A 12,097-nucleotide genomic window follows, 5' to 3' on the forward strand; every position below is an offset into this window, starting at 1 on the left:
TGTTGCCGCGGACATCTGTATCGCGATGGTCGTGTGATGGGTACACACCGCATATGCGCGGTTCCGCGGAACAAGGCGCGCGCGTTCGACCAACCGGCGGAATGCGGTACGGATCGTCGCGATATTCCACGCAAGCGTTGAAGTTTTATCTACCGCGGGGGTATTGCCGGCCGCCGGCTCGCTAGATGCCGCCAGGGTAGCCGGCCTGCCGCCAGGCTTCGAACACGACCACCGCCACCGCGTTGGACAGGTTCAGGCTGCGCTGGCCGGGACGCATCGGCAGGCGCAGGCGTTGGGCCGGTCCGAACAACGCCAACTGCGCCTCCGACAAACCCGCGGTTTCGCGTCCGAAGACGAACACGTCGCCCGGCTGGAAGGCCGCGCCGGCGAAGGAATGCTCGGTACGCGTGGTGAAGGCGAACACGCGATCCGGCGCGGCGCCGGTCGCGGCGACGGCGACCGGCAGCGATGCATGCAGGCGCACCGGCTGCCATTCGTGATAGTCGAGGCCGGCACGGCGCAGGCGCGCGTCATCCAGTTCGAATCCAAGCGGCTCGACGAGATGCAGTTGGGCGCCCGTATTGGCGCACAGGCGGATCGCGTTGCCGGTATTGGGCGGGATTTCGGGTTCGACGAGGATGACGTGATACATGGCTAATGGCATGCCGCGCCGAGCGCGGCGGGCGCAGTTGTATTGCGGATCGCCCGGGCCGGGCCGATCCCGCCAGCCTAGGGCAGGCGATATTGTGCCAGCACGCCGCCCGCGTCCGCGGGGGCCCGCGCGGCGACCAGGCCGATGATGCTGGCGGCACCGGCCGCGCGCAGCGCCAGCGCGGCGGCGTGCAGGGTGCTGCCGGTGGTCATCACATCGTCCACCAGCGCGACGGTGCATGGCGGAACGGCCACCGGGCACACGCAGGCGTCCCGCGCGACATTCAAGCGGTCCTCGCGCGACAGCGTGCTCTGCTTGGGCCCGTCGCGCCCCCGCGCCAGCCAATGCGGGCGCAGCGGCAGGCCCGTACGACGCGCCAGCGCGCGCGCGAGTTCGCCAGCGGGGTTGAATCCCCGGCGGCGCAGCGACGCGCGTGATGAAGGGATGGGGACGAGTACCGTGCCGGGGGGCAATGCGGGCGGATAGCCGCAGGGGCCCGGAAGGCGGGAGGAGCTTTGGTCCGCATCGAGGGAGGGCGACTGGCCCGCATCGCGGGCCGGCGACGGGTCGGGTTCGCCTTCGGCCGACAGGCCGGGCGTGCGCAGGATCAGGTCGGCCAGCGGCTCGGCCAGCGCGTAGCGCAATTCGATCTTGTAGCGCGTGATCAGCATATCCCCCGGCGACTCGTAGTCGAATCCGGCGAACACGGCCGCCAGCGGCGACGGGCGCCGCGCGCAGTCCGGACAAGGCGCCAGCCCCGGGGGCAAGCGCAGGGCGCATCGCCGGCAGCGCGGCTGGCCCTTGCACATCGTGGCGATGACGTCGTCCAGGCAAGGCGGACACGGCCGTCCGCCCGTCGCCGGCCCGCCGCACATCGGGCAGTGCGTGGCGATGCGCGAGACCAGGCCGTCCCGGGCGGCGCGCCACCCGCGGACCAGCCTGGACGCGCCCGTCGCGAACCCATCCATGTCGATCCCCATGCGCCCTATTCCCGCACCGCCGGATGGCCCTTGGCGGGCACGGGCGCGGCGGTGCGCAATAATGAAGGGCTTATCTCATCACATCCGCGCGGGGCCCCGGGCTCCGCCGCGACCGAAATGTCCCAGACCCCGCCCGATCTCCCCATCGTCAGCGCCCACGTGGCGCGCCAGTTTGCCCGCCGCGGGGATCTGGAGCCTGCCCAGTTCCTGTACGGCGAAATCGGCCGGCGCATGCTGGACCGCCTGCGCTACATCCGTGCGCAACCCGCCCTGCTGCTGGATGCGGGCTGCGGCGCCGCCGCCAGCTTGCCGCTGCTGCAGGAGCGCTATCCCGCCGCCGCCTACATCGGGCTGGACAGCTGCGGGCCCTTGCTCGAGATCGCGCGCCAGCGCCATGCGCCCCGCCGCGGCGGGCTGCTCGGGCTGGCCGCCCAGTTGGTAGGTCGCGGCGACAAGGCGGCCGCGCCCCGCTTCGTCCAGGCCGACCTGGCCGACACCGGCCTGCCGCCGGAATCGCTGGACCTGGTCTGGTCCAACCTGGCCCTGCATTGGCATCCACGCCCCCATGCGGCCCTGGCCGAATGGCGGCGCGTGCTCAAGGTGAACGGGCTGGCGATGTTTTCCTGCCTGGGTCCCGGCACGCTGCGCGAGCTGCGCCAGGCGATCGCCGACGCGGGCCTGGCGACGGCCACGCCGTCCTTCGTGGACATGCACGATTTCGGCGACCTGCTGGTGGAAAACGGCTTTGCCGACCCGGTCATGGACCAGGAAACCCTGACGCTCACCTATCAGACGACGGACAGGTTGCTGGAGGACGTGCGCGCGCTGGGCGGCAATCCGATCGCAGGACGCAAGGCGTCGCTGGCCACCCGGGCCTGGCGCGACCGGCTATGCCAGGCGCTGGAAGCCCAGCGCCGCCCGGACGGCACGATCGCGCTGACGATAGAGGTTGCCTACGGCCACGCCTGGCGCGCGGCGGCGCGGCAGGCCGCGCCAGGAGAAACCCGCTTGTCCGTCAGCGCGATTGGGGGCCGGCGGCAGCCTGGCCCCTGACCGCACCGCGAGACTCAGTGCAGGCGCCGCGGCACCGCGCCGGGCTCGGCCAGCGTCTGCACGCCCACCCCGCCCAGCGGTTCCGAATTGGCGCGGACGCGCCGGCGCAGCACCGACGTCGGATCGGTGCCGGCCATGCCGACCAGGCCGCTGTCGCCACGGAAGGCGCCCGTCATGGATTCGACTACGGACGGCAGGTCGCGCAGGCGGTGGAACTGGGCACGCAGCCATCGCGCGTCGTTGCCGGCACGCAGGGCATCGTCGCGCAGCGACGTCAGCATATCGGCGGTGCCCAGTTCGTCGGCAACCGGCATCAGGCGGCCGAACAGGCCGCGCAGATGGTCGATCAGCCGCAGGCGCTGGCCTTCGCCGGTGACGTAGCTGCCCTGCAAGCCGAAGCGGCATGCCTGGAAATGATTGCTGCGATAAGCCAGCCACAAGCCGCCTTCCGGCTCCGGGTCGCGTTGCAGCAGCACCGCCAGGGCCTGGGCGAACGCCGCCAACTGGCAGGCGCGCTCGACGGTCAGCGGCGTGTCGCACACGCGGATTTCCACGGTGCCGAAATCGGGCTTGGGACGTATGTCCCAGTACAGGTCCTTGATGCTTTCCGCCAGCCCCAGGGTGCGCAGCTGCGCCAGATGGGCCTCGAACTGGTACCAGTCCGTGACCTCGGGCGGCATATGGCCGGCCAGGGGAAAGCTGTTGACCGCGTTCAGGCGGCAGCACGAGAACAGCGTATCCACGCCTTCGTAATAGGGCGAGGAAGCCGACAAGGCGATGAAGTGCGGCACGTAGGCCGACAGTTGGCGCGTCAGCTTGATGGCCTGGTCGCCGCTTTTGACGCCCAGGTGGATATGCTGGCCAAAGACGGTGAACTGCCGCGCCAGGTAGCCGTACATCTCGGCCAGGTACTGGAATCGCGGGGTATCCGAAATCGAGCGCTCCTGCCAGCGCATGAAGGGATGGGCACCACCGCCAGCGACGGAGACGCCCACGGCGTCCGCCGCTTCGCACAGCGCGGCGCGCATTTCGCGCATTTCGGCCAGCAGGCCCACGGGATGTTCGTGGACCGAGGAATTCAGTTCGATCATGGACCGGGTGATCTCCGGCTTGACCCGGTCGGCGATGGGATGATCGGCCATTTGCGCGAGCAGTTCGTCCGAAGCAGCGGTCAGGTCAAACGTCCGCGGATCGATCAATTGCAGTTCGAGTTCTATGCCCAGCGTATTGGGGGCGGAAGGGACGAAGGGGATCTGTTCCATTTCCTGCTCCTATGTATCTTATGGTGGGGGACGGCGCCAGGCGCATCCTGGGCCCGGCCCGGCGGACCTGGAGGTCCGGGGCGGTGCCGAGCGGTGTCTGGTGTGTCACGCGAAGCCGCAGTTTAGCCGCCCGTTGCGGTCATAAACGGTGAAAATCGTGACATTAATGCGCAACAACGCGTAACCTGGTGGCTTCTCCCCGCCATCTGGTAAGCAAGCGCTCACAACCGAGGGTATCTCCGGAGGCCGTCAGCGGCGCCAGAAAGCCGGGGTAAAAAGCAGTAGCACCGTGAAAAGCTCCAGCCGGCCGATCAGCATGCCGAAGGTGCAGAGCCAGGTCTGGAAGTCGGTCAGGATGGCAAAACTGCCCATGGGACCGATCGGCCCCAGCCCCGGCCCGGTATTGTTGACGCTGGCGACCACGGCGCTGAAGGCGATCACCGGGTCCAGGCCGGAAATCAGCATGAGTATGGTGAGCACGGCGATGGACATGCCGTAGAACAGCATGAAGGCCAGGACAGAGGTCATCACGCGGTTGTCCACCACCCTGCCCCGCAGGCGCACCGGGCTGACCGCGTGCGGGTGCAGCATGGTCACCAGCTCGGTGCGCGCCTGCTTGGCCAGCAGGATGGCGCGGATCATCTTGATGCCGCCGCCGGTGGATCCGGCGGAAGTGGCCACGCCCGACAGCAGAAGCATCAGCAGCGGGGCGAACAAGGGCCACTGCGTGTAGTCCACGTTCGCGTACCCGGTAGTGGTGATGACGGACACCGCGTTGAAGACGCCGTAGCGCAGGGCTTCGCCGGGTGTTCCGTAGACGCCGTCGACATACAGGAACACCGAGATCGCCAGCGCGGCGCCCAGGGTCACGGCCAGGTACGGGATGGTCTGCGGACAGGTAAGGTAGGGCCGCGCGCTGCGCGCCTGCCAGGCGCTGAAATGGGTGGCGAAGTTGACGCCGGCGATCAGCATGAAGACGATCGCGACGATTTCCACCGGCACCGAGTCGAAATGCGCGAAGCCATCGTCCCAGGTGGAGAAACCGCCCAGGCCCATGGTGGTGGCCATATGGCACCAGGCCTCGAACCAGGACAGCCCCGCCAGCCGGTAGGCCACCAGGCACAGCAGGGACAAGCCGAAGTAGATGGCGTAAAGGGCCTTGGCCGTGCTGGCGATCCGGGGAGTGAGCTTTTCGTCCTTGATCGGGCCAGGGGTTTCGGCGCGGAACACCTGATGCCCGCCCACCCCCAGCAGCGGCAGGATCGCCACCGCCAGCACCAGGATGCCCATGCCGCCGAGCCAGACCAGCGTCGCGCGCCACAGGTTGATCGAAGCCGGCAGGCGATCCAGCCCGGTCAGCACGGTGGCGCCGGTGGTCGTCAGGCCGGACATGGCCTCGAAATAGGCGTCGGTGAAGGACAGCGGCGTGCCCGCGCGCTGGAAGTAGATCAGCAGCGGCATGGCGGCCACCGCGGGCAGCACGGTCCAGACCATGGAGACCAGCACGAAACCGTCGCGGGGACGCAGCTCCGTGCGATGGCGATGGGTCGCCGCCCACAGAAGGCCGCCAGCCGCCATGGAGATCAAGGCGGCGTCGACGAAGGCGGCCAGCGCCGCGTCGCCGGTATAGATCGACAGACCCAGCGGCAGGATCATGGTCAGCGAGAACAGCGCCATGATCAGGCCCAGCAGGTTGAACACGGCCGCCAGGCGGCCATCAAGGATACGAAGGGCTGGCATGGGCGCCGTAGGGTTCAGAAGAAGGACGCGGACACCTGGAACAGCTTTTCCACGCGGGCCATCTGGTTGCGGCCGGGCACGAAGACGATGACATGGTCGTCCTGCTGGATGACGGTATCGGGGTCCGGCATGATGATTTCATCTTCCCGGACCAGGGCGCCGATGACCGCGCCCTTGGGCAATCGCACCTGGCAGACCTGGCGGCCCACCACCCTCGAGGTTTTCTGGTCGCCATGGGCGACCGCTTCCAGGGCTTCGATCACGCCCTGCCGCAGCCGGTGCACCGCGACCACGTCGCCGCGCCGCACGTGGCGCAGCAGTTCGCTCATGGTGGCATGGGACGGCGAAACGGCCACGTCGATATGGCTGCCCTGCATCAACTCCCCATAGGCCTGGCGGTTGATCAGCGCGATGACGCGGCGCGCCCCGAGTCGCTTGGCCAGCAGCGACGACATGATGTTGTCCTCGTCGTCGCTGGTCAGCGCCAGCCAGGTATCCATGTCCTCGATGTTCTCGCGTTCCAGCAGGCCTTCGTCGGTGGCATTGCCATGCAGCACGAGGACGTTGGAGGGTAGCTTTTCCGCCAGGTACTGGCAGCGGGCGGCGCCGTGCTCGATGATGCGCACGCTGTAGTTTTCCTCGGCCAGCTCCTGCGCCAGGCGCAGGCCGATATTGCCGCCGCCGGCGATCATGATGCGGCGCGCGGTCCTTTCCGCCGCGCGCAGCTGGCGCACCGCGCGGCGCGCATGCCGCGTATCGGCCACGACCACGACTTCATCCCCGGGCTGGATGACGGTGCCGCGGCTTGCCTGCAGCGGCCGGCCGTCCCGCATGATGTCGACGATGCGCGCCGAGACGTCGGGCCAGACCTCCGGCAGCGCGTCCAGCGGCCGGTTGGCCATGGCGCTGCCGCGGCTGACGCGGGCCGTCACCACGCTGACGCGGCCGCCCGCGAACTCCACGACCTGCAGGGCTTCGGGAAATTCGATCAGGCTGTGCAGATAGGTCGTGACACTGCGTTCGGGACTGATCAGGGCATCGATGCAGAAACCGTCGTCGCCGAGCAGTTCGGGATGCTCGGCGACATCCGAGGACCGTACGCGCGCGATGCGGCGCGGGATATTGAACACCTGCCGCGCGATACGGCATGCCACCAGGTTGACGGTATCCGAGGCGGCGCAGGCGATGAAGAGATCGGCGTCCTCGGCACCCGCCTCACGCAGGACGGACACCTGCGCGCCGTCGCCGCGCAAGCCGCGCAGGTCGCAGCGCTCCTGCAGGTCCTGCAGACTGCGCGCGTCGGTATCGATAACGGTGATGTCGTTCTGCTCGGACACCAGGTTTTCGGCCACGCTCGTGCCCACCCGTCCCGCGCCGACGATCAGGATCTTCATGTACTGCGCTTGCGCGCGGACTCGATGCCCAGTTGCTTGAGCTTGCGGTAAAGGTGGGTGCGCTCCAGGCCGGTCTTCTCCGAGACGCGGGTCATGCTATGGCTTTCGCGCACCAGGTGGTATTCGAAGTAGATGCGTTCGAAGGCGTCGCGCGCTTCGCGCAGGGGCTGGTCCAGCGAGATGCTCCCCAGCAAGCCGTTGGATCCGGCGGGCGTTTCCGCGGCGGCGGACGGCAGGGCGGGCACGTCCAGTTCGTCTTCCAGCGGCACGGCCGACAGGGCGGCGGCGGCGGGCGCGGGCTGGGGCACGCGGCCACGCGCCAGGGCTGCCGAAATAGTTTTTAACAACCGCTGCAGCGTAATGGGCTTTTCGAGAAAATCGAGCGCCCCGATGCGGGTGGCCTCGACCGCGGTATCGATGGTGGCGTGCCCGCTCATCATGATGACCGGCATATCCAGCAGGCCTTGCGAGCCCCATTCCTTGAGCAGGCTCACGCCGTCGGTATCGGGCATCCAGATGTCCAGCAGGACGAGGTCGGGACGCGAACGTAGGCGAGCGGCACGGGCCTGGGCCGCATTTTCGGCCAGTTCGACCGTGTGTCCTTCGTCGTACAAGATTTCTGACAGAAGCTCGCGAATGCCAACCTCGTCATCAACCACCAGAATTCTGGCCATAAACCCGTCCACCTATTGCGTAGCCGCATTATCCTGTTGTTGTGCGGTTGCGTCCAGAGTATCGACCCCGCCCGCCAGGCGGGTCAACAGTATCGAAATGCGAGCCCCGCCTTCGCGCCGGTTCGCAAGATCGATACGCCCGCCATGCTCTTCCACGATCTTGCGGACGATCGCCAATCCTAACCCAGTCCCGTGCGCCTTGGTGGTGACGTAGGGTTCGAAGGCCCTTTGCATGACCTGCGGAGAGAAGCCCGGACCGGTATCGGCCACCGTGAAGCGCAGGGCCAATTGCTCTTCGCCGTCGCCCTGGCGCGCGCGCGTCAGCTGCGTGGACACGCGGACCTTGCCCTCCTGCTGGCCGGCGATGGCATCGCGCGCGTTGGCCAGCAGGTTGTGGATCACCTGCCGCAATTGCGTGGGATCGCCTTCGATGGCCGGCAGGCCGGGCTCCAGGGCGACTTCCAGGTTGAGCGAATTGACGTGATCGCGCACGAGGCCTTCGACCGGGTCCCAGCCGTACAGGGTCAGGACGTCGGAGACCAGTTCATTGAAGTCGATGCGCTTCATGACGGCCGGCGGCGTGCGCGCGAATTCGCGGAAGTCGTCGACCATGTGCTTGAGCGAGGCGACCTGGTTGACGATGGTGTTGGTGGAGCGCTCCAGCATGCTCCTGTCCTTGGGTTCCAGGCGGTCGGCGAGCTTCATGGCCAGGCGCTCCGCCGACAGCTGGATGGGGGTCAGCGGGTTCTTGATCTCGTGCGCCAGCCGGCGCGCGACTTCGCCCCAGGCAACGGCGCGGTTGGCCGACATCAGCTCGGTAATGTCGTCGAACACCACCAGATAGCCATTGCCGCGGCCATCGACGCGCAGATGGGTGCCGCGCGCCAGCAGCGTGGCGGCCTGCTGGGCGGCGGGGTGGCTGGCGGCGGGACTCAACTGGATTTCGAACTGCTGCTGCCAGTGCAGGCGCTCCGACCCCACGGCGGTGTGCGCGGCGAAGGCCTGCCGGACGATCTGCGCGAACGGCAGCATGCCCTCCACGGTTTCCAGGGGCCTGCCGATGACCGAGCGCAGGTCGGCCTGCAGGATGGTCTGCGCGCCCTGGTTCACCGTGGTGACGCGGAATCCTTCGTCGAATACCAGCACGCCGGAGGACAGGTTCGACAGCACGCTTTCCAGATAGACGTTGGAACGCTCCAGCTGCTGCCGGTTGCTTTCGACCATGCGGCGCGCTTCGTCCAGCTGGCGCGTCATGGCATTGAAGGAACGCGTCAGCTGGCCGACTTCATCGCGTTCCGGCGGTTCGGGCAGGGGCCGGTAATCGCCGATGCCCACCGCCTGCGTGCCGGCGGCCAGGCGCAGCAGCGGACGCACCAGCCGCTTGGACAGCGACAGCGCGACGGCAATGGCGGTGAACACCGATACCAGCAGGGCCAGCGTCAAGGTGATGCCATAGAGCTTGCGCAGGCCCAGGCGCGACAGCGCCAGTTCCTGGTAATCGCGGAACCCCTGCTGCACGCGGTTGGCATTGTGCGCGATCTGGTCGGGTACCGGCTGCACCAACTGCAGCCAGCGTGGTTCGCCGCCGGCGCTGCCCAGGCTATCGAAGCGGTCGGGCGAGATCAGCGGTATCACCACCCGCAGGTGCAGGCCGCCCTGCCCCCGGTCGAGCGGATCGTCGGCTTCGGCGGCGGAATAGCCGCGCGACAGGCGCAACTGGTTCAGCACCGTGGCGGGCGGCAGTTCCGGCAGCAACTGGCCGTACTGGCTGGTGGAAAAGGCGATCATGCGGCCGCCGCCCGTGAATACCAGCGCTTCCTGGACGCCGTTGGCTTCGCGCAGGCGGGTCAGCGTCAACGCGATGTTGGCTTCGCTGGAACGGTTCAGTTCCGTGGCCATGGAGCGCGCCCGCGCATCCAGGTCGGCCAGCAGCGAGTCCAGCGCGGCGCGGCCCAGGTTCAGGCCGGATTCCAGGGCGCTGTCGACCCGCACGTTGAACCAGGACTCGATGGATCGCGACATGAACTGCACCGACAAGGTGTAGATCAGGGCGCCCGGCACCACGCCGATCAGCGTGAAGGCCAGGGCGAAGCGCGCCGTCAGGCGTGCGCCGAACTGGCGCCGCCGGATCTGGCGCACGAGCTTGACGGTCAGCGCCACGACCCAGGCGAACAGCGCCAGCGCGACCACGCCGTTCAGCAGCAGCAGCGCGTCGTAGTAGCGCGCCAGGCGCGAAGCATTGCCGGTGGACCAGGCCAGCAGGCCCAGCAGCAGCATGCCGGCCAGCGCACCCGCGACCAGGGCGATGCGCAGGAGCAGCCTCATCGCTTGTCTCCCGCGGGATCGGCGAGGGCGAAGTCGAAGTCCTTCCACGGCGTGGCCAAGGACCAGGAACTGCTGTTCAAGGCGTTGACCTGGAACGGCCGCGCCAGCATCGACGTATCCAGGCGCAGGCGCAAGCGGCCGTCGTAGCGCACGCCGGTGGCCAGATCGCCGGCGTCGGCCACGGCCCAGCCGCGTATGTGCCGCACCATGTCCATGGCGGCGTCCAGCGACTGCACCGGCAGATTCAATTCGCCGACGCCGGCGCGCCACTGGCGCGTCAAGGCGTTGTAGACGATACGCCAGGTCATGTTGGTGTCGGCCACCGTGGTGTCCAGCCACCACCAGCGCGAACGCGTGATGACGATGTCGGCGGTGAAATACAGCGGCACGCCGCGTTCGGCCGCCTCGCGCAGCTGGTCGTTCAGTTCGACGCGGATGTCCGCGTCGATTTCCACCTTGCCATTGCGGATGACGGGATCGACATTGACGACCTTGGGATCGGCGGCGTGCGCGATCCCCGCCCACGGCAGCGATAGCACGGTGGCCAGCAAGAGCACGAACAGGCGCGTGGATATGGGCATACGATGAATCAGCGCTGCAACCCCTTTATTCTTGGCGATTCAGCTGGCCTTGGCAAACAAGGCATAGAAAAAGCCGTCATGTTGTGTCGTGTCTGTTGCGCCGGACGCGACGGGCAGCAACTGCCCGGGCGCTTCCAGGCGCCGCGCATCGGCGTGGCGGGCGGCGAAGGCGGCGGCCTGGCGCTCGCCTTCGTCGGGGAATACGGAACAGGTCACGTACAACAGCCGGCCGCCCGGCGCCACGGTGCGCCATAGCGCGTCGACGATGCGGGCCTGCAACTTGACGGTACGCGCGACGTCGTCGGCCCGACGCAGCCAGCGGATGTCCGGGTGCCGCCTGACGATGCCCGACGCGGTGCACGGGACGTCGGCCAGCACGGCATCGAAAGGCTTGCCGTCCCACCAGGCTCCCGGGTCGGCGGCATCGGCGGCGCGCAGCGCGACGCGCGGCGTATCCAGGCCCAGCCGGCGCAAGTTGTCGCCCACGCGCTGCAGGCGTCCCGCGTCGGCATCCAGGGCCAGCAGGTCGATATCGGCCAGCTCGAGCAGGTGGGCCGTCTTGCCGCCGGGCGCGGCGCAGGCGTCCAGCACTCGCATGCCGTCCGATACGCCCAGCAGCGGCGCGGCCAGTTGCGCGCCGGCATCCTGGACCGACCACCAGCCGTCGTCGAAACCCGGCAGGCGCTGCACCGGACGGGGCTGGTCCAGCAGGATGCCCATATCCGCCACCGGGCGGGCGCCGATGCCGGCCGCATGGAACGCGTCCAGCACCTGCTGCCGCGTGGCGCGGCGGCGATTGACCCGCAAGGTCAGCGGGGACGGGATGTTGGCGCCCGCCAATATGGATTCCCAGTGTTCCGGATAGGCCGATCGCAGCTTGTCCACCCACCATTGCGGGTGGTTCCAGCGCGCCTCGATCTGGCGCGCGAGCTGCGGCAGCAGGGTGTCCCGGTCACGCAGGAAGGAGCGCAGCAAGCCGTTCACCAGGCCCTTGAGCGGCTCGACGCGAGGCATGCCGGCGGCGGCCTGCACGGCCTGGTCGACGACGGTGTAAGGCGCGTATACCGGCGCGGATGACGTGGACGGCGCGGACGGCGTGGCCTCGGGCAGCAGCAGCGTGAGGCTGACCAGCAACAACGCTTCGGCCAGCGGCTCGGGAGGCGTGCGCGGCGCCAGGATGCGACGCAGGGCGCGGGCTTCTCCCAGCCGGCGCATGGCATGGAAGGAAAGCGCCTGCGTGCCGGCGCGCACGGGCGCCGGTACCTCGGCGATGGCGTCGGTCATGGAACGGCCCCCCAGTACCGCCCGCACGACCGCGGCGCTTTCCGCAAGGAGATCGCGCAACGGCGCCGCGGTTGCGGGGGATGACGTCGGGTCTGGCATGGGGAAGCGATAAGGCGGGGGTGGGTAACCCCGTAATGGTACCTGCTCGCGGG

10 protein-coding genes are annotated in these 12,097 nt (G+C 68.4%); 1 reads left to right on the forward strand and 9 read right to left on the reverse strand.

Annotation, left to right across the window (positions count from 1 at the left end; translation table 11 throughout):
- Positions 1-181 precede the first annotated feature (181 nt).
- The gene (locus CAL12_RS26225) at positions 182-652 is read right to left on the reverse strand and encodes a tRNA (cytidine(34)-2'-O)-methyltransferase (protein ID WP_086067287.1); all 471 of its coding nucleotides are present in this window, start codon (positions 650-652) and stop codon (positions 182-184) included.
- Between the two features lie 77 nt (positions 653-729).
- Complete coding sequence (locus tag CAL12_RS26230) at positions 730-1,632, reverse strand: ComF family protein (RefSeq protein ID WP_232464637.1); 903 nt, start codon at positions 1,630-1,632, stop codon at positions 730-732.
- A 117-nt stretch (positions 1,633-1,749) separates the two neighbouring features.
- Here CAL12_RS26230 and CAL12_RS26235 point away from each other — a divergent pair, with 117 nt between their 5' ends.
- Positions 1,750-2,685, forward strand: a complete 936-nt coding sequence (locus tag CAL12_RS26235; protein ID WP_086067288.1) for a methyltransferase domain-containing protein — start codon at positions 1,750-1,752, stop codon at positions 2,683-2,685.
- Positions 2,686-2,699: 14 nt separating this feature from the next.
- On the opposite strand, the gene CAL12_RS26240 is transcribed toward CAL12_RS26235, so the two are convergent.
- The 7 genes from CAL12_RS26240 to rsmB form a co-directional block, all read right to left on the reverse strand.
- A complete protein-coding gene (locus tag CAL12_RS26240) occupies positions 2,700-3,947 on the reverse strand; it encodes a YbdK family carboxylate-amine ligase (protein WP_086067289.1) in 1,248 nt (415 codons plus the stop codon).
- 249 nt (positions 3,948-4,196) lie between these two features.
- Positions 4,197-5,687: a TrkH family potassium uptake protein gene (locus tag CAL12_RS26245; RefSeq protein ID WP_086067290.1), complete on the reverse strand. Its 1,491-nt coding sequence runs from the start codon at positions 5,685-5,687 to the stop codon at positions 4,197-4,199.
- A gap of 14 nt (positions 5,688-5,701) precedes the next feature.
- A complete protein-coding gene (gene trkA / locus CAL12_RS26250; protein ID WP_086067291.1) occupies positions 5,702-7,081 on the reverse strand; it encodes a Trk system potassium transporter TrkA in 1,380 nt (459 codons plus the stop codon).
- Entirely contained in the window at positions 7,078-7,755 is a 678-nt protein-coding gene (locus CAL12_RS26255; RefSeq protein WP_086067292.1) for a response regulator, read from the reverse strand. Before CAL12_RS26255 ends, trkA begins: the two co-directional genes overlap by 4 nt.
- A 12-nt stretch (positions 7,756-7,767) precedes the next feature.
- On the reverse strand, positions 7,768-10,080 hold the full coding sequence (locus tag CAL12_RS26260; protein ID WP_086067293.1) for a sensor histidine kinase: 2,313 nt from the start codon (positions 10,078-10,080) through the stop codon (positions 7,768-7,770).
- A complete protein-coding gene (locus CAL12_RS26265) occupies positions 10,077-10,661 on the reverse strand; it encodes a DUF4390 domain-containing protein (RefSeq protein WP_086067294.1) in 585 nt (194 codons plus the stop codon). The genes CAL12_RS26260 and CAL12_RS26265 overlap by 4 nt, the downstream gene beginning before the upstream one ends.
- Positions 10,662-10,700: 39 nt before the next feature.
- Entirely contained in the window at positions 10,701-12,044 is a 1,344-nt protein-coding gene (rsmB, locus tag CAL12_RS26270; RefSeq protein WP_086067295.1) for a 16S rRNA (cytosine(967)-C(5))-methyltransferase RsmB, read from the reverse strand.
- Positions 12,045-12,097 lie beyond the last annotated feature (53 nt).

Source organism: Bordetella genomosp. 8, assembly GCF_002119685.1.
Lineage (GTDB): Bacteria > Pseudomonadota > Gammaproteobacteria > Burkholderiales > Burkholderiaceae_B > Bordetella_C.